Source organism: Paraburkholderia sp. BL23I1N1, from assembly GCF_003610295.1.
Classification (GTDB): Bacteria; Pseudomonadota; Gammaproteobacteria; order Burkholderiales; family Burkholderiaceae; genus Paraburkholderia.
This window is the reverse complement of sequence record NZ_RAPV01000002.1, coordinates 1,119,737-1,137,411: the sequence shown is the minus strand read 5'-3', so window position 1 is coordinate 1,137,411 and position 17,675 is coordinate 1,119,737. Positions and strand designations below refer to the sequence as shown.

At 58.7% G+C, this 17,675-nt stretch carries 18 protein-coding genes; 15 read left to right on the top strand and 3 right to left on the bottom strand.

Annotation, left to right across the window (positions count from 1 at the left end; all coding sequences use genetic code 11):
• Positions 1–135: 135 nt before the first annotated feature.
• Entirely contained in the window at positions 136–1,050 is a 915-nt protein-coding gene (locus B0G76_RS37740) for a LysR family transcriptional regulator (protein WP_120297772.1), read from the bottom strand.
• A gap of 149 nt (positions 1,051–1,199) precedes the next feature.
• Here B0G76_RS37740 and B0G76_RS37735 point away from each other — a divergent pair, with 149 nt between their 5' ends.
• Positions 1,200–1,592 carry a carboxymuconolactone decarboxylase family protein gene (locus B0G76_RS37735; protein ID WP_120297771.1) on the top strand — a complete coding sequence of 131 codons (393 nt, stop codon included), beginning with the start codon at positions 1,200–1,202 and terminating at the stop codon, positions 1,590–1,592.
• A gap of 235 nt (positions 1,593–1,827) precedes the next feature.
• Here B0G76_RS37735 and B0G76_RS37730 read toward each other — a convergent pair whose 3' ends face one another.
• Positions 1,828–3,360 carry a PLP-dependent aminotransferase family protein gene (locus B0G76_RS37730; RefSeq protein WP_120297770.1) on the bottom strand — a complete coding sequence of 511 codons (1,533 nt, stop codon included), beginning with the start codon at positions 3,358–3,360 and terminating at the stop codon, positions 1,828–1,830.
• A gap of 188 nt (positions 3,361–3,548) precedes the next feature.
• On the opposite strand from B0G76_RS37730, the gene B0G76_RS37725 reads away from it, so the two are divergent.
• Entirely contained in the window at positions 3,549–4,301 is a 753-nt protein-coding gene (locus B0G76_RS37725) for an SDR family oxidoreductase (RefSeq protein ID WP_120297769.1), read from the top strand.
• Between the two features lie 356 nt (positions 4,302–4,657).
• On the opposite strand, the gene B0G76_RS37720 is transcribed toward B0G76_RS37725, so the two are convergent.
• Positions 4,658–5,575 (bottom strand): LysR family transcriptional regulator, encoded by a 918-nt coding sequence (locus B0G76_RS37720; protein WP_120297768.1) that lies wholly within the window; start codon positions 5,573–5,575, stop codon positions 4,658–4,660.
• A gap of 95 nt (positions 5,576–5,670) precedes the next feature.
• Here B0G76_RS37720 and B0G76_RS37715 point away from each other — a divergent pair, with 95 nt between their 5' ends.
• The 13 genes from B0G76_RS37715 (at position 5,671) to B0G76_RS37655 (ending at position 17,310) form a co-directional block, all read left to right on the top strand.
• Positions 5,671–6,621 (top strand): ketopantoate reductase family protein, encoded by a 951-nt coding sequence (locus B0G76_RS37715; protein WP_120298089.1) that lies wholly within the window; start codon positions 5,671–5,673, stop codon positions 6,619–6,621.
• Positions 6,618–7,010, top strand: coding sequence for a VOC family protein (locus B0G76_RS37710; protein WP_120297767.1), 393 nt, complete (start codon positions 6,618–6,620; stop codon positions 7,008–7,010). The genes B0G76_RS37715 and B0G76_RS37710 overlap by 4 nt, the downstream gene beginning before the upstream one ends.
• 1 nt (position 7,011) lies before the next feature.
• Positions 7,012–7,470, top strand: coding sequence for a MaoC family dehydratase (locus B0G76_RS37705; protein WP_120297766.1), 459 nt, complete (start codon positions 7,012–7,014; stop codon positions 7,468–7,470).
• On the top strand, positions 7,470–8,690 hold the full coding sequence (locus B0G76_RS37700; RefSeq protein WP_120297765.1) for a CaiB/BaiF CoA-transferase family protein: 1,221 nt from the start codon (positions 7,470–7,472) through the stop codon (positions 8,688–8,690). The genes B0G76_RS37705 and B0G76_RS37700 overlap by 1 nt, the downstream gene beginning before the upstream one ends.
• Entirely contained in the window at positions 8,690–9,526 is an 837-nt protein-coding gene (gene aroE, locus B0G76_RS37695) for a shikimate dehydrogenase (RefSeq protein WP_120298088.1), read from the top strand. Before B0G76_RS37700 ends, aroE begins: the two co-directional genes overlap by 1 nt.
• 19 nt (positions 9,527–9,545) lie before the next feature.
• Positions 9,546–9,989, top strand: a complete 444-nt coding sequence (gene aroQ / locus B0G76_RS37690; protein WP_120297764.1) for a type II 3-dehydroquinate dehydratase — start codon at positions 9,546–9,548, stop codon at positions 9,987–9,989.
• 40 nt (positions 9,990–10,029) lie between these two features.
• Positions 10,030–10,818 (top strand): enoyl-CoA hydratase-related protein, encoded by a 789-nt coding sequence (locus B0G76_RS37685; protein WP_120297763.1) that lies wholly within the window; start codon positions 10,030–10,032, stop codon positions 10,816–10,818.
• A 98-nt stretch (positions 10,819–10,916) separates the two neighbouring features.
• The gene (locus B0G76_RS37680; protein WP_183082293.1) at positions 10,917–12,218 is read left to right on the top strand and encodes an MFS transporter; all 1,302 of its coding nucleotides are present in this window, start codon (positions 10,917–10,919) and stop codon (positions 12,216–12,218) included.
• A gap of 132 nt (positions 12,219–12,350) precedes the next feature.
• Complete coding sequence (locus tag B0G76_RS37675) at positions 12,351–12,614, top strand: hypothetical protein (RefSeq protein ID WP_147394139.1); 264 nt, start codon at positions 12,351–12,353, stop codon at positions 12,612–12,614.
• Positions 12,615–13,496: 882 nt separating this feature from the next.
• Positions 13,497–15,035, top strand: a complete 1,539-nt coding sequence (locus B0G76_RS37670; RefSeq protein ID WP_120297760.1) for a TM0106 family RecB-like putative nuclease — start codon at positions 13,497–13,499, stop codon at positions 15,033–15,035.
• A 63-nt stretch (positions 15,036–15,098) separates the two neighbouring features.
• Entirely contained in the window at positions 15,099–15,560 is a 462-nt protein-coding gene (locus B0G76_RS37665; protein ID WP_259460486.1) for a helix-turn-helix domain-containing protein, read from the top strand.
• Positions 15,557–16,108, top strand: a complete 552-nt coding sequence (locus tag B0G76_RS37660; RefSeq protein WP_120289909.1) for an IS630 family transposase — start codon at positions 15,557–15,559, stop codon at positions 16,106–16,108. Before B0G76_RS37665 ends, B0G76_RS37660 begins: the two co-directional genes overlap by 4 nt.
• Positions 16,105–17,310, top strand: coding sequence for a transposase (locus B0G76_RS37655; RefSeq protein WP_259460938.1), 1,206 nt, complete (start codon positions 16,105–16,107; stop codon positions 17,308–17,310). The genes B0G76_RS37660 and B0G76_RS37655 overlap by 4 nt, the downstream gene beginning before the upstream one ends.
• The last annotated feature ends 365 nt before the right edge of the window (positions 17,311–17,675 follow it).

Below are 17,675 nucleotides of genomic sequence, written 5' to 3'. Positions count from 1 at the left end.
TCGGAGCTCTCCCCCGGTGGCTTCAACGAGCTGTGCGGAACAGTAGGGACAGTGCATAGGCTGGAGTGTGTCGGTCCGATTGATTGTTGACGATCTTGGGGGAGATGTCGAGCGTCTGAAATTGGCCGACAGAGGTCAAGCAATTCGACAGGCCATTGAAACCTTTGGGTGGTTCACTTCTGCCGCTGCTGCCAGTGTTTCTCGTACGCCTGGCCGGTCGGCGCGCGACGCGAGTCCGATGCCAACCGATAGTGCCTCGCCCTCGACCAGCGACCTGTAGACGACGCCTGCCCGCTTCAAAGCGGTGAACGATTTCGGCAGCAGGGCTACACCACGTCCGTTCGCGACGTCACCCAGTAGAACGTGATGGTCCGATGGCTCCCTCAGTTTTGACGGGGCGAACCCATGGCGTGAGAAAACCGCCTGGCAGTGGTCGTAGAACGCGGGCTGTCGCGCCCGCTCGAACCAGAAGACCTTTTCACGTGCCAGGTCCGCGAGACCTACTGTTCTGCGCTTCGCCAGATGATGGGTTGATGGTATCGCCACGACCATCGGCAGTCGGTCGAGCTCCAGGACATCCAGCCCATGCGCGTCCGTCGGCAGCGCTATGAAGGCTGCATCCAGTTTGCCGGCGCGAAGCTGACGAATGAGCCGCGGTGATGTATCGGAGAAGGTCGACACGACCGTTCCGGGATGAGTTGCTTGCACTCGTTGTGCCAGCCCGCGAAACCAGGCCGGTTCCACGGCACTGGTTAGGCCTAACCGAAGGTTGGCCGGTAAGCCTTGGGTCGTGAGCGCTGCTTCGGCCTCGCGAAGCAATTTCGCAATATTGCGTGCATAGGGAAGCAGCTTTTCTCCAGCGGCGGTGAGCGTCACGCCCATCGTGTTGCGGTCGAACAGCCGCGCTCCCAACCGCTCCTCGAGTTCTCGAATCGCCCGACTCAATGGCGGTTGAGAAAGGTGCAGCGTCTCGGCCGCCTGGCGGAAGCTCAGCGCATCCGCAACGGTAAGGAAGAGCAAAAGGGATCGGGAATCGAGGTGATCAGACATATCAAAAAGGTATCACGAACTTGGTCATTTCGCATGTCGAGGACTGGCTCTACAGTTGCCGCATCAACATTTCTGGAGAACACCATGAACCTTGCTCACAATGCTGCCCTGGCCCGAATTGTTCGGCGAGATCGTAAAGGAGGTGGCCAATGAGCGCTGAACGTTACGAGCGCGGCTCAAAGATGCTGGCTGCAGTGGATGGCGTGACCGGTATCCAGGTGGTCGAAGCGCTGGCAAAATCGTTTCCGGACTTTGCGCGCTATGTGGTTGAGTTCTCGTTCGGCGACATCTACGCGCGGGAAGGGCTTGGCTTGCGTGAACGGGAACTGGCAACAGTCGCAGCGCTATGCGCACTTGGAAATGCGCTACCCCAGCTTCGTGTGCATGTTCATGCCGCATTGCACGTCGGCTGCAAACCAGGCGAGGTGGTGGAAGTTGTGATGCAGATGGCGGTCTACGCGGGATTTCCGGCGGCGCTGAACGGATTGTCCGTCGTACGCGAGGTATTCGCAGAGTCTGGGATACAGCTACCACTCGATTGAGGTCCCGGGGCCGGGGCGGGAATAGCCGGTCTCTGGCCTCGGCCGCGCGGGTACCAGAGGCAGCTACCGACCCGGAACGGACTGTCAGGTTGCAGCAACATCGATGGCACTTCTTGAGGCAAAGGAGACGCTCAGAATGCTGACGACAGACGCCAGACTGAGCGGAATGCGGAAGCTGGCGTCTGTCGCGCGAAGGCGTGGTGCTGATTGGAGATCGGGACACATTTTCCGCGCATCACCTGTCCAGACACATGCGCAACTTTCGTGCGAGACGATCTGCTTCACGCGCATCGGCGATATTCGCGAAGCCCATCACGAGGCCGCGCGGCGTGCGCCGCGTGTGGCCGTTCGCGTACCAGATCGAAAGCGGCAGCACCGCGAGCCCCGCCTCGCGCGCGCGCGCGGCGACGGCGACGTCGTCGACGGGGTCATCGGGGCCTTCGGCAAACTGCGCCGCGAACTGGATTCCACCTGCCGGCAAGTCGACAACCAGTCGTTTGCCGAACGCCTGCTCCAGCGCGTGCACGATCAGCGTGCGCCGCTCGCTATACAACGCACGCATCCGCTTCAGATGCCGCGCAAAATGCCCCAGTTCAATGAAGTCCGCCACGGTCGCCTGCAATAGCGTCGGCGAACCGGCATTCATGCTGTGCGCCACCCGTCCCACGCGCTCGACGGCCCGCTCCGGCACTACCGTATAGGCGAGCCGCAAACCGGGAAACAGCACCTTGCTGAACGTGCCGCAATAGATCACGTGATCGCGCCTGTCGAGGCTTTTCAACGCCTGCAATGGCCGACCCAGATAACGAAACTCGCTGTCGTAGTCGTCTTCGATGATCCAACTGGATGCTTTCTCTGCCCAGTCCAGCAGCGCCATGCGTCTTGTGGGCGACAACGTATGGCCGAGTGGGCTCTGATGCGACGGCGTGACCAGTGCGAAGCGCGCCTGCGCATCCAGCAGCTTGCCGCGCTCGACGTTGATCCCCTCGCCGTCCACCGGCACCGGCACCAGTTGCACACCGGTCTCGGCTAGAAAACCGCGCGCGAACAAATAGCCGGGATCCTCGAACCACACGCTATCGTTCGGGCGGGCGAGACTACGCAACACGAGTTCAAGCGTCGCACGGTAGCCACCAGTAACGAACACCTGTTCCGGCAGGCAGGTCACGCCGCGCGATAGCCCGAGGTAGGTGGCGATATGTTCGCGCAGCGGCCGGTAGCCGGCCGGGTCGGGGTACGCGAACATCGCAAGTTCGCCGCTGCGCGCGCGACGCGAAACGAGCCGGTTCCATACCTTGCCTGGAAACGCGTCGAGCGCGGGCAGCCCTGGTTGCAACGGCCGCGGCTCGCCGCTCATGGCGACCGCGATGGCCAACCGACGCGGCGGCGCCGGTTGACTGCCGCGCGAATCGCCAGGCGCCTCCGGCGTGCCAGTTCCTTCGGCGCTCTGGCTATCGTGTGTGTCCTGAACACCTTGCGCACGCAACGAGTGCATCACCGATGCCGGCAGCGACGGCGATACGAACGTGCCTGCCGCACCGCGCATTTGCAGGTAACCCTCGTCGACGAGGATCGTGTAGGCCAGCTCCACCGTGCCGCGTGCCGTGTTCAGTTGCGTGGCGAGGCTGCGCAGCGCGGGCACGCGATCGCCGGACCGTAAATGCCCCGCGGCGATCGCGGTCCTGAAACGCTCGCAGATCTGCAGATAGATCGGCAATTGCTGCTGCCGGTCGATTTCGATGGTCAATGAGAGAGTCGGCACGGTCATGGCAGTCTCGCGGGCAAGCGGCACGGAACCGACTTGGACTAGTCGGTTCGACGATTCTTGTCACTTTTCGCTAGAACATGATTCTTCCACAATAGTCTCTCGCGATGCGACGGCGGCGAACACTTTCACGCAATACGAGACCCGCCAGCGCACCGCACGTTCAATTACTTACATCTGGAGAATCTGCAATGAAGATCGTCGTGATTGGAGGTTCCGGCCTGATCGGCTCACGTGTGGTCAAGCTGCTCAGCGAGGCGGGCCATGAGGCGCTTGCTGCGTCTCCGCGTACCGGTGTGAACGCTGTGACGGGCGAGGGCCTGAACCGTGCGCTGGCGGGCGCGGACGTCGTAGTGGATGTGACGAACGCGCCGTCATGGGAGCCGCAGGCGGTGCTCGACTTCTTCCGCACCTCGGCGCGCAACCTCGGCAAGGCCGAAGTGGCTGCAGGGGTGCGCCATCACGTCGCGCTATCAATCGTCGGCTGCGACCGCACGGAGGAGAACGCGTATTTCACTGCCAAGGTCGCGCAGGAAGAGGTAATCGAAGCGGCGGGCGTGCCGTACACGATCGTGCGCGCGACTCAGTTCATGGAGTTCATTGGCGGCATCGCGGATTTCGGCACGGACGGCGGCACGGTGCGCATCGGCGACGGGCTGTTTCAACCGATCGCCGCGGACGACGTCGCGGCGAACCTCGCGCAAGTCGCGCTCGCCGCGCCGTTGAACGGCACGGTCGAGATCGCCGGCCCGGACCGCGCGCCCTTCGCGGAGATCGTCACGCGCTATCTGAAATCGGTAGGCGACCCACGCCCGGTGGTGATGGATCGCGAAGCGCGGTACTACGGTGGCCGTGTCGAGGAACAGTCGCTCGTGCCGCTTGGCGACGCGCGGATCGGCCGCGTCAGTCTCGACCAATGGCTGGCACAGGCCAAAAAGGGTTGACTGCCTGTTGATGCGAAACCTGAATCATTGCCACTGCATTTTCCTTCAAGAGTTCATGGAATCACGCTTTGCACGCGTCCCAATCCTCTTCGCGCGAAATCTATGTCCGATGCGCAATACCAGGTTGTTCCTTCTTCAGTCTACGGCGTGAACATGTCTGGGCACCGGCATTGGGTGTGTCCGGTGAAGGGCCGTTATACGCGATCTAACCGACGTCCCAATGTTGCGCAACGGTTGGGATGGGGGGCTGCTTCTGGCCGGGTGCTGCCTGATACGTCGGGCTCATTTCGACCCACTTCTGCCGTTCGACCCTTCGCGGCCTGAACGGCCGCTTCCAAACTGGAGTGGACGTCCGTCTAGGCGCCCCATCCACCCGAACTGCCAAACAACTGCATCACCAGTCCCCGCAACCAACGATTTCCCGCTTCCTGGTGATATCGCGCGTGCCAGTGCTGCCGTACGGCAAAGCTCTCCACTGGAACCGGGCAGGCATGGATTGCCAGATTGTTCACCCTGGCAAGCGTCTCGCCAATGTGTCGCGGCAGCGTGGCAATCAGGTCGGTGCTCTTGATGATTGCCCCAAGACCAAGGAACCCCGGCAACTCCAGCACCACGTCCCGCTCGATGTGTTCGCGCACCAGCGCCTGCTCCAGCAATTGCGCGCCCGTCCCCGCAGTAATCGCGACATGTCCCTCTGCGCGGTAGTGCTTCATTCCGAGTTTTGCGCGCAATCGCGGATGGTCGCGATTCGATAGACAGACCCAATCCTGCATGTATAGCTGTTGCTGATAAATACCACCGCCAAGCCAGGGGGCGTGGCCAATCGCAAGGTCAGCCTCGCCGGATTCCAGCGCGCGTTCGGTATTGCCATCCATTCGCGCGGCTTCCAGGCGTATACCCGGCGCCTGTGCGCGCACATGCGCAAGCATGCGAGGAAGCAGCGTGATATGGCTTGCATCAGTCATACAAATACGGAACCGCCGCTTCGCAGTGGCAGGATCGAACGCAATTTCCCATGCAGCAAAGCGCCGCAGCGATTCGAGGATTTCACGGCACGGCCCGATTAGCGCATCGGCTTGCGGCGTCGGCGCCATGCCGCCCGGCGTGCGGATGAACAGCGGGTCTCGCAGATGCTCACGCAATCGACCTAACCAGATGCTGATGGTTGGCTGACTCTGCCCCAGTTGCTCGGCCACGCGCGTGACGCTGCGGACATCGTAAAGAAGGTCGAAGAGTTGCAGCAATTTCAGATCGGGGAGTTCTGACGTTTCCATAGCATTATTGTCCAGCGCAATGATGCCATTGTAGCCATTGCATTGCCGACATGAACACCGAATCGTATTGTGGTCTCCATATCAAGGAGACAGCAGTGAAGATTGCGATTCTAGGAGCAGGCGCACTGGGCTGTGCCATCGGCGCGGCGCTGACCGAAGCAGGCAACGATGTCTGGTTGCTGAACCGCTCGGCGGCGCATATCCAGGCGATGGCGCGCAATGGTCTGCGGGTGGACGATGGGGGCGGCTCGCGACACGTGCAGGTCCGCACAGCGACCCGTGCCGCTGAGGCAGGCGCGGTCGATCTGGTGGTCGTACTGGTCAAATCGTTTCATACCGATGCAGCGATGCGCGGCGCGCTCGAACTGATCGGGCCGGAAACGCTGGTCCTGTCTTTGCAGAACGGCCTTGGGCACGAAGATGTGCTCGCCGACATCGTGGGCCACGAGCGCGTGCTGGCCGGCAAGACCTACGTAGGCTGTGTGATGCGCAATCCGGGCCACATCGAGTCCGGCGTCGCCGGCAAAGCGACCTACATTGGCGAACTCGACGGCCGGATCACCGCGCGTGTCGCGGCGATCGCCAAGACCTTCAATGCCGCCGGGCTGATCACCGAGGTCAGCGACAACATCGTCGGCACGATGTGGGACAAGTTGCTGGTCAATGTCGCGACCGGCGCGCTAACGGGCACCACCGGCCTGACCTACGGCCAACTCTACGACGAACCGCTTCTGAAGGCGACTGCGCTTGCGGCTATCGCCGAGGCGATAGCGGTCGCGCAGGCCGCCGGCGTGACGCTCTCCGCGAGCGACCCCGAACGTCCCTGGACGCTTGCCGGAGAAGGACTCTCACCTGCCTTCAAGACCTCGATGCTGCAAAGCCTCGAGAAAGGCTCCGTCACCGAAATCGACTTTATCAACGGCGCGGTCGTGCGCTGGGGACTTCGACACAGCGTGCCGACGCCGGTCAACGCGACGCTGGTGGCGTGCATCAAGGGCATCGAGCGCGCCATGATCGACCGGAAAAAACAGGAGATAACCGCATGAACGGCAGCAAAGCCTATCTGGAGCATGTCGCCATCTGGGTGAAGGACATCCACTGGCACATCCGTTTTTTCGAAGACGTGCTTGGCATGACGATGCGCGAAGTGGACGGCTCGGTCGACGAACCTCGTCAGTACTGGACGCTTGGCGGCCTGCAATTCATCCATAACCCGAACTACGATGCACCTGAAGGCCGCCTCGGCCATCTTGGCGTGATGTGCGAAGACATGGAGGCGGCGCTGGCCGCCGCGCAACGGTATGACGCCAGCGAGATGTCGCAGGGGCGCAACTGGCTGCGTCTGCCGGACGGCCTCGCCGTCGAACTGATCCAGGCGAAGCCCGCCTCGTGTGTGGCGCGGGCACTGGACATTAACCCGCGTGCGGAGGTGTGAAATGACGATCGTCGATAAATATTGGGACGACGCCCACGAGGGTGACGAATGCGTGAGCCCGACCTACACGGTGACCAAAGAGCGCATTCTGGCCTACGCCGATCTCACAGGCGATCACACACCCGTCCACGTGGACGACGAATACGCAAACGCGAGCCACTTTGGTTGCATCGTCGCGCACGGTCTGTTCGGCTTGTCTATCGCTGACGGCCTGAAGACCCAAAGCGAATACCGCTTCCTGCCGGGGATGTCGCTCGGCTGGACGTGGGACTTTCACCTGCCGATCAAAGTCAACGACGTGCTGCACGTGAAATTCCGCGTCGGCGCGATGCGGGCAAGCAAAAGCCGTCCTGACTGGGGCATCGTCGTACTGCCTTCTGATCTGATCAATCAGGACCGCCAGGTCGTCCAGCATGGCGAGCATCGTTTGATGGTGCCGCGCCGTCCGGGAGCGTTCTGATGCAAGCCCGTCCTCTCGAAGGTATTCGTGTCGTCGATTACAGTCACTTCCTGGCCGGCCCGTACGTGGGGCGCTGCCTGGCAGCGCTCGGCGCGGAAGTCATCAAGGTCGAACGGCCCGGCAGCGGCGACGCCGGACGTCAGCACGCCACCGTGCTCGACGACGAACAGAGCGGCTATTTCCTGCAACTCAACATGGGCAAGCGCGGTGTCAGCGTCAATATGCGCGACCCGCGCGGCAAGGAATTCATGCAGCGGCTGTGCGATTCGGCCGATGTATTCGTTGAGAACTATCGCCCCGGCGCGCTGAACAAGCTCGGCCTGGGTTATGACGAGTTGTCCGCGCGCAATCCGCGGCTCGTCTATTGCTCGATCTCGGCGTACGGCCATACCGGGCCGGATGCGCATCGCGCCGGTTTTGGCCTGATCGCCGAAGCGAGGAGCGGGATCATGCAGATGATCGGCAATCCCGGCGAGCCGCCGCCGTTGATGCGCATCTCGCTCGGCGACATGTACACGGGCATTCACGCGGTCGCCGCAATCAATGCCGCGCTGCTCGGACGCGTGACGAGCGGCCGGGGCCAACACATCGATATGGCGCTATACGACACGCTGGTGTCGATGCACGAATACGCAGTGCAGTGCTACACCATGCAAGGCATCGTGCCCGAGCAAACCGGTCATGACATGCCAACGTCGACGCTCTATGGCGTGTTCCGCGCAGCCGACGGCGATCTCGTTATCGCGGCCCAGGTCGACGACGCGTGGAAGCGGTTCGCCGCGCTTGTCGAGGCACAGGGAGGCCCAGCCGGATTCAGCACCGACGAGCGTTTCTACACGCTCGATGGACGTAACGCCAATCGCCTGGACATTCTGTCCGTCGTCCGGCCGTGGGTTGCGAGCCGACCGGTCGCACAGGTGCTCGACCTGCTCGACAGTATCGACGTGCCATGCGCGAAGGTGCAACGCATCGACGAAGTGCTCGCCGATCCGCAGATCGTCGCGCGAGGCATGGTGGTCGATCAGGAGCATCCGCGCTACGGCAAGTTGCGCTTGCCGAATCTGCCGTTCCGCTTCTCCGATTGCGACACGACGATCCGCGAGGTCGCACCCGATCTCGGACAACACAACGCTGAAGTCGCAGAGTCGCTGGGATTCGGCGCCGCTGAAATCGACGCGATGCAAACCGACGGCGTCCTGTATTCGAAGCGGAGGCCATGATGACCGACCGGTATGCAGTGATCGGAAACCCGATCGGCCACACCAAATCCCCGCTAATTCATGGGTCATTCGCTCAGGAGACGCGGCAGGACCTCTCCTACACCGCCATAGAAGGCCCGCTGGAACCGCAAGACGCATTCGCCGCGACCGTGCGCGCTTTCATCGCCGATGGCGGGAAAGGCATGAACGTGACCGCGCCGTTCAAGCTGAAGGCCTTCGCGATGGCGGACGTTCGCAGCGAGCGCGCGGCACTCGCCGGAGCGGCCAACGCGCTGAGCTTCCAGGACGGCAGGATCGTCGCGGAGAACTTCGATGGCGTCGGCCTCGTGCGCGACATCGAGATCAATCTCAACCTGCCGATGGCTGACAAGCGCGTGCTGGTGCTCGGCGCGGGCGGGGCGGTGCGCGGCGCCCTGCTGCCCTTCATCGCGGCACGGGCCGCCGAACTGGTCGTTGCGAACCGGAACCTTGCGAAGGTCGAGTTGCTGGTCGAACAGGTTGCCGCCAGCGGCGGTGCGCTACTCGCTTGCGGGTATGGAGAGCTCGAAGCGATGGGACGCTTCGACCTGGTGGTCAACGCGACCTCGGCGAGCCTGACAGGCGAGTTGCCACCGGTTCCGTCGAGCGTTTTCAGCCCCACCGGCGCGGCCTACGAGCTCGCCTATGGCAAGCGTCTCACGCCCTTCCTGCGAGTCGCGCGCGACGCGGGTGTGCTGGGTATCGCGGACGGCGTCGGCATGCTGGTCGAGCAGGCCGCCGAGGCCTTTGCGTGGTGGCGCGGCGTGCGGCCCGAGACGCGCGCCGTCATCGACCGCTTGACGATCCCCCTTGATTGAAGGCCTGAAGGAGATACATATGAAGAAGATCCTGATGCTGCACGGCATCAATCACAACATGTTCGGCAAGCGCGATCCGGTGCAATACGGAACGATCACGCTAGGAGAGATAGACGCTCGGTTGCAGGATCTCGGCCATGAACTGGCCGTACAGGTCGAGTCCTTCCAGACCAACAGCGAAGCGTCAATGTGCGAGCGCATCCATCATGCGTTCGAAGAAAACGTTGATGCGGTGCTGATCAACGCAGGCGCGTGGACACACTACAGCTACGGAATCCGCGATGCACTGGCGATCCTGGTTTGCCCGGTGGTCGAGTTGCACATGTCCAACATTCATGCGCGCGAGCCGTTCAGGCATCACTCCGTTTTCGCCGAAATCGTCAAAGGACAGATTTGCGGTTTCGGCATCCAGAGCTATCTGCTCGCGTTACGCGCGGCCGTTGCCGAGATCGAGCAGAAATAGCGGATTGGCGTGCCCAGGTTTCAACATCAGGAGGCTGGAGATGACACCCGAAACGTATCGTCACTGCCGCTATGAAGTCGACGGGCCGTTGCTCACGTTGACGATCGACCGGCCTGAAGTACTCAACGCGATGCATCCCGACGCTCATCGCGAATTCGCCAACGCGTTCGACCGCTATGCCGCCGACCCGTCGCTGCGAGTCGCGATCGTAACGGGTGCAGGTGAGCGGGCGTTCTGCGTCGGCACAGACCTGAAAGCACTCGATGCAACGGGCGATCACACCAAGCCGTCGACGGGATTTGCCGGCATCACACACCGTTTTGATCTCTGGAAGCCGTTGATTGCAGCAGTGAACGGGCTGTGTCTCGGCGGTGGCATGGAAATTCTTGCGGCATGCGACCTCGGCATCGCGGCCGATCACGCGCAATTCGGGCTGCCGGAACCGCGTGTCGGATTGGCTGCGTTGGGCGGTGGCCTGTTGCAGCGCCTGCCGCGGCAGATAGGCATGAAAGACGCAATGGCTCTCGTACTCACCGGCAACCGGCTTTCGGCCCACGACGCATACCGCGTCGGTTTGCTAAACGAGGTTGTTCCCGCGGCCGAGTTAATGGGCCGTGCGCGAGCGCTGGCATACAACATTCTTGCTTGCGCGCCACTCGCCGTGCAGGCATCGAAACAGGTGATGCTGCAAAGCCTCGCTCACGCGAATCTCGCGACGACGATGCACGAAAACTATCCGCTCGCACAACGCATGCTTGCGAGCCACGACGCTCGCGAAGGCCCAAAGGCGTTCACGCAGAAACGTCCGCCGAACTGGACCGGACGTTAATCAGGAACCGAAGCGCCGAATACATCCACAACCCGTGACTCGGTCCGGGCGACGACGATGCGATCAGGAGACAAAAAATGAATACCCGAAGAGAAACGTTGGAGCACGACGCCGGTTTGCAGCCTGCGTCGGAAGAGATGCAGATGGCCAACCGGGCGGCATTAAGCAGTATTGCGGGTTCGGCCCTGGAGTGGCTCGATTTCGCCGCCTACGGTGCAATTGCCGCAACCGTATTGCCACAATTGTTCTTCTCGAAGACCGATCCGACCACGGCTGCGCTCGCGGCCTTCGCGACGTTCTCGGTGGGCTTCATCGCCCGACCGCTTGGCGGAGTCGTTTGCGGGTATCTCGGCGATCGCGTTGGCCGCCGCAACATGCTGGTCTTCACGTTTCTGCTAATGGGTATCTGCTCGTTCCTGATCGGCGTGCTGCCTACTTACGGCTCCATCGGCGTGATGGCACCCGTCGCCCTCGTCATATTGCGATTCATGCAGGGTTTCGCGCTGGGCGGCGAGGTGACGGGCAGTCAATTGCTGACGATGGAACATGCACCGAAAAACCGGCGCGGATTCTATAGTTCCTTCATCGCAATGGGCTCACCGCTCGCGCAAGTGCTGGCCAATGCATTGCTGTTCGCTGTCGCGGCGCTTCTGACGAACGAACAGTTCCTCAGCTTTGGATGGCGTGTGCCGTTTCTCTTCAGCTTCCTGCTGGTGGCGATCGGCCTGTTCATCCGGATGCGCATCTCCGAGACGCCGACGTTCAGGACGGAAATGCAGAAGAGGCGCTTGGGCGGCGCTCGGCCTGGCGTTGCTTTTCGCTCGTATGGCACAACCGTTCTTCGTTTGACGGTTGTTTGGGCGGCGGTCTCTGTTGCTTATTTCATCTCGACCGTGTTCATTCTCTCGTTCGTCACCAATAAACTAGGCGTGTCAAAACAGACGGCCTTTGCCATTCTGATCCTCGCGCACATTTGCTCGATGTTCGCGATGGGATTCGGTGGAGCACTGTGCGACCGTATTGGACGCCGCCCCGCGATGCTGGTGGGATCGCGCACCATGTTGATCGCGTTCCTGGCTTTCTTCCCCCTCATCCTGAGCGGACACATAATCGTGATCGCGGTGGCCGTTGTCTTTTTGCTTTGCGCAGCGCAGTTTCATGCCGGGGTCCAGCCCGCCTATTTTGCCGAAGCCTTCCCGACCGAAATCCGCTACCGTGGTTCTGCGGTTGCGTATAACCTGGCCGTCGTGGTGGGCAGTAGCGCACCGTTCGCGGCGACATTGATTCAAGCAAACACCCATGGCGCGATCTGGCCGATTGTGTGCCTCGGAATCGGCTTTAATCTGCTCTCAATGTGGGCGATTCATGCAGGTCCGGAAAACTGTGGAGAACCCGTTTGACGCGCTGGCCCGGTTAGCTCATGCCCATGACTTCCATGGTGCCTTCCGTACATGATCGGGAGTGCATGAGGACGTCCAGCGCGAAGACCTCGAGCACGCGAATTTTCTTGGCAGATGGAAACCGAGAACGGAATGACGATGATCAGTGGAGATGGCGCAGACCTCAGCATCTCCGTAGGAAACTTCAAGGCCGGTTCCATCACTGACCTTCAGGACGCCAGCGACGCGGGGAAATGGGATATAACCAATACATTCCAGTCGGGCTGGACCAGCGAAGTGGTGATCGACCGAAATACCGGTGATTTCAACTATCACCGGTTCAAAACCAGCAGTGAGCTCTCCAAGGACGCAACTGGGACTTGCGAAAAGGTAAAGCTTTCCGCGCGGGAATTCTGAGACGCCGCAACCTGACGCGCATCTCGGACACTGAACTTTTATTCGATGACGAGCGTTGGTCCTTTACGATTCTATGGCCGGTTACGGGGTGTAGCCGACACTTGAACGTCTGAGCGACGCCGCATGTGAACGGCGGCTTGTGGCCGAACACGGTCCGATTCTGAATAGATGCGAGCCGTCGATGCTCAGCCTGCGTCCGGCTCAGTTCGACCCACACCGGACATAGCGCCGTCGATATTTAGCGCCGCAAAGCAGTCATCGGCGAGGTCAGCGCCGCAACCGAAGCGAAATGACAGCCACGCACGCGTAGGCGCTTTTATGGCGGTGCCTTTGGCAGAGCCGGATCTGAGCAGCCCCGGCCCCACTGCGGATGAACCCCGTTCCACCCGGACGTCCCGGACGTAGTAGTTGAGGAAGGCCTGCGCAATCGTCTGGCAGTTAGTGATGTACCTCGGCTCGCAGAGTCTCGCTGGCCAGCATGGCCTTCGCTCTGGATGGTGGTGGCGGGCGCGGTCTACGTTACCAACGGACATTGGCAGGGCCGGCGAGGAAGCGTAAAACAGAAAGGGCCGCCCAGGCAATGAGCTTGACGACTATGAGGGTGGTGAACTGGCATGGGATGCTGGGCCGCGAAGCACCCCTCAGCCACTTTGCATAACTCATGAATCAGTGGGTCAGCTTTGCCGCTTTGCCGGCGAATGGCTACGTAACGTCAGCGTCGCGTCTGCAGCACTCCATTGACAAATCTCGCTATCGGGACCATTGAATAGTGCAGAGTGCGTTTAGGCCATCATCCAAAAAGAGATTAGATATTAGCGCCTGAACCCTTGACGAAACACGCTGTGCCCAGTCAGCTTAACTGTCCCACGGAGGGCTTTCAGGATGAAAATAACGAACCAAATAATCGGCGAATACCTAAATTGTAAGTACAAGGCATATTTGCTGGCTACGGAGGTTGCGAGCGAACCTTCTGACTATGAGGCGCTCATGCGTCATCGAGAGGAACAGTACGCACGAGCGGCGACCAGTGCGCTGTTCAGTCCAAATAATTTAGACTTTGGCATGCGCAACAAGCCGATCACCACCAAGGACTTAAAGGACGGCACCGCCAACATCGCCGGCGTCTTTATAGAGAATGAGTCGTTGGCCCTCAAACTGCATGGAATCAAACGGGTCCCTGGGGATTCGTTACTGGGTCCGTTCCACTACGAACCTGTTCTCTTTTCCAGTCTCGACAGGCCTAGCGACAAAACCCACAGACTGCTACTTTCCATGGGCGGCCTCGCCCTTGAAAAGCTGCAACACGTTTGGCCAGCACACGGAACACTTGTACGTGGGGCCACATATAAACCACACCGCATCGACCTCAACGGGGCACGAATCGAGGCTGAGAAATTCGAAGGCGAACTGCACGATATTCTAACCGGAACTGCGCGACCATCACTTCGGCTTAATGAGCACTGTCGCGTCTGCGGATACCAGTATCGCTGCAAAGCCGAAGCTCAACGAACTGACGATCTAAGCCTATTGCGGAGGATGAGCGAGCGAGAGATTCGCTCGTACAGTCGAAAAGGAATCACGACCGTTGGTCAGTTGTCTCATACATTTCGCTTTCGAAAGCGTGGGAAAAGAGTCAAGGCGCGAGGTAGGCCCCATTCCTTTCCACTGCAGGCGTTGGCCATACGAGAAAAAAGCGTCTTTGTTGTTTCCAGACCAGCGGTACCGAAGGCGCCTACTTTTATATACGTCGATATGGAGGGAAGTCCGTCCGGCGATTTCGTCTACCTGTTGGGAATGCTGATAGTTGAATCAGGGATATCGAAATATCAGTTCTTTTGGGCCGACAACGAAAATGACGAAAAGAAAATGTTTAGCGACTTTTGTGAATTCATCGAGCGTTTCGATAACGCGCATTTATTTTATTATGGAAGCTACGAAGCCCGCGTTTTCAAGCGGCTCATCACTCTATTCCAAGGCGGGTCGGCGAACGATATTTTCACAACGTGTTCAACAAACGTCCTGTCGCTGATCTATGCAAACATCTACTTTCCGACCTACTCAAACGAACTGAAAGAGATAGCCAAGTATTTGGGTTTTGAATGGTCGTCACCTTCTGCCACGGGACTTGACTCAATAGTCTGGAGGGCCAAGTGGGAAATTTCTCATGAGAGTGTAACCAAGGATCTCCTTCTCACGTACAACAAAGACGACTGCCTAGCATTGAGGAAGGTAACCGATTTCTTGTCAGCCTTACCAGAATTGGATGACAGTACCGATTCGAATGAAGGTGGAATTCGGTTTGTAGAGCAGATCAAACAAGAGGACAACGTTGGCAAATTTGGCAAGAAACCATTTGCGATGAACGAATTTTCTGAAATTAACGAACGCGCATATTTCGACTATCAGCGCGACAAGGTCTAAGTGTTGCTGGTAAACGCGTTTGAATTTTGTTAACTTCGGCGAACCCATTGCGCCGGAGTCCAGATGAAGTGTGTTGTAGAGCTGAGCGAAGCCGAGGAAAAGACCTTGCAACAGATGTCGTTGAACCACCAGCATCGCGACATGCGCATCCGGGCCGCGGGCGTGATGATGCTCGGCCGCAAGATCAAACTGACTGAAGTGGCTGCGCAGCTCAGCGTGAGCGGGCAGTCGGTCTACAACTGGGCGCGCGCGTGGCGGGAATCCGGCATATGTGGGCTGCTGGTCGGTCATAAAGGCGGACGTCCCCGTTCGTTGTCTGAAGCCATGATCGCCACCGCCATCGAGGCGGCCAGCGCCGAATTGATGACGCTCAGACAGATTGCGCAGCGCGTTGAAGAAGCTCATGGTGTGCCGTTTCCCTGCCGCCTGGATACCTTGTCGACTGCGCTCAAACGAGCGGGGTTTTCCTACAAGCGTGGTCGCTATTCGCTCAAAAAAAGCGTAACCCCGAGGAGTTCGCCGTGAAGGCCTCCACCCTCGCGAAGCTACAGCAGGCCGCACTCGACGGTGCGTGCCAGCTGTTCTACTTCGATCAATCGGGGTTCAGTGCTTCGCCCCCGGTGCAGCGCGGCTGGTCGCCCATCGGCGAACCGCATCGTGTGTTCCCGCAACCGCACTGCAAACGCTCCGTCCTTGGTGCACTGGATTTCGGCGCCAACCTGCTGACGTATCACACCAGCAAGACCACGATCAAACGCCCCGATGTCGTGCAATTCCTTGAGCAGATCGCGCGGAAAAGCACGCCCGGTCTGACGACCGTAGTGGTGCTCGACAACGCCTCGATCCATCACAACATCGATCAGGAAACAATCGACCGATGGTTTCTCGAACATCGCATGGTGCTGTTCTATCTGCCGCCCTACAGCCCCGAACTGAATCTCATCGAAATCCTCTGGAAGCACGCCAAGTATCACTGGCGCGGCTTCGTCACCTGGACCAAGGAAACCATCGATGCCGAGGTCAAAAAACTGCTCGACGGATTCGGCTCAGATTTTCAAATCAGATTTTCGTGAACACTTACATTAGAACCAATACCAATTTTAAGTCAATTCAGCGTCGGAAACGACGAATTGAGAAGCAGCAATCTAGCCTTCGACCCAATAAGGTCATTAATCTAAGGGCGGTTGTATGTCCGCGTTGCAGGGGAAAATGTATCTCCCGGGATTTATCGAAATTTTATACTCGAGACTTACTTGACTTACGAATTTCGACTGGCGGCATAAGAAGATGGGTAATTCATTACCGGACACCCCTACATCACTGCATCGATTGCGACAAACCATTTGTCCCACGGACCTTCAAGGAAAAACCACGCTTCGGCCATGGTTTAATGTCGTGGGCAATTGATCAGCACATCGGAAATCGAATCACATACCAGAATCTCGAGAAAACCGTTAAGGATTATTTTTCGCTTCCAGTTGACTTCAACGGTTTTTATTATCTCAAGACCCGCGCCGCAGAATATTATTCGATAACATACGACAATTTAAGATGCAAGCTGGTTCAGGGGCCCATGATTCACGTGGACGAAACCAAAATAGATTTGCAAAAAGGGAGCGGATACGTTTGGGTTATTACGAATATGGAGGAGGTGTTTTATCTGTATAGAAATGGAAGAGAAGCCAATTTTTTGCATGAACTGCTTGACGGTTTTAATGGAGTGCTAATTTCTGATTTCTATGCGGGATATGACTCACTACCATGTCGCCAGCAAAAATTCCTTATACATCTAATCAGGGACATTAATGAAGATCTCCTAAAATATCCTTTTGACCACGAGCTAAAAGACATCGCAACACCTTTCGGAAAATTGGTCAGATCAATAATAGGAACAGTCGATCGCTTCGGACTAAAAAGCAGTCATTTATGCAAACACAAGGACGCGGTGGACGCATACATGGACTCACTCAAGGAAAAGACGTGCAAGTCGGATATTGCCGGGAAGTATTCCAAGAGGATACTGAAATATCGATCGAAGCTGTTTACATTCTTAGATTTTGATGGGGTGCCATGGAATAACAACAATGCGGAGCACGCCATTAAGCCATTCGCGAAGTATCGAAGGATAACGAATGGCAAAGTAACTGAACCAGGATTAAGAAGTTACCTCGTGTTAATGAGTCTATACCAAACATGCAAGTACAAGGAGATACCTTTTCTGGATTTCATGCTCTCTAAGGCGCGGGACATCGACAGCTTCGCGGCACGACGCTGAGTTTTTCCTTCCGGTCGCGATGGCCAGTCAAACGAGCACAAGCAGCAAGGTCTCGCCCCGAATCTGGTTCCTCGAAAACAGACAGCCGCGAACGAATGAAAGTGGCCGATTTCAGCCCACTGTCCGGGCGCCTTGCTAGCAACATTCGACCATCAAGGTAACTTTGCATCACGACCATGAACGCACGGCAGACCGCTGCTACTGGTACATCTGGCATGTCCACTCCCGTGGCGCAGCCATCGCCGTCGCGCTATTTTCACCGCTTCGTTTCGGTCATGACCGGCGGTGACCCGGTGTCGGCTATCGAAGCTGACTTCTTTAAAGCGGAAAGGCGTAGTGCAAATCAGAATGGGCGGGTCGAGTGG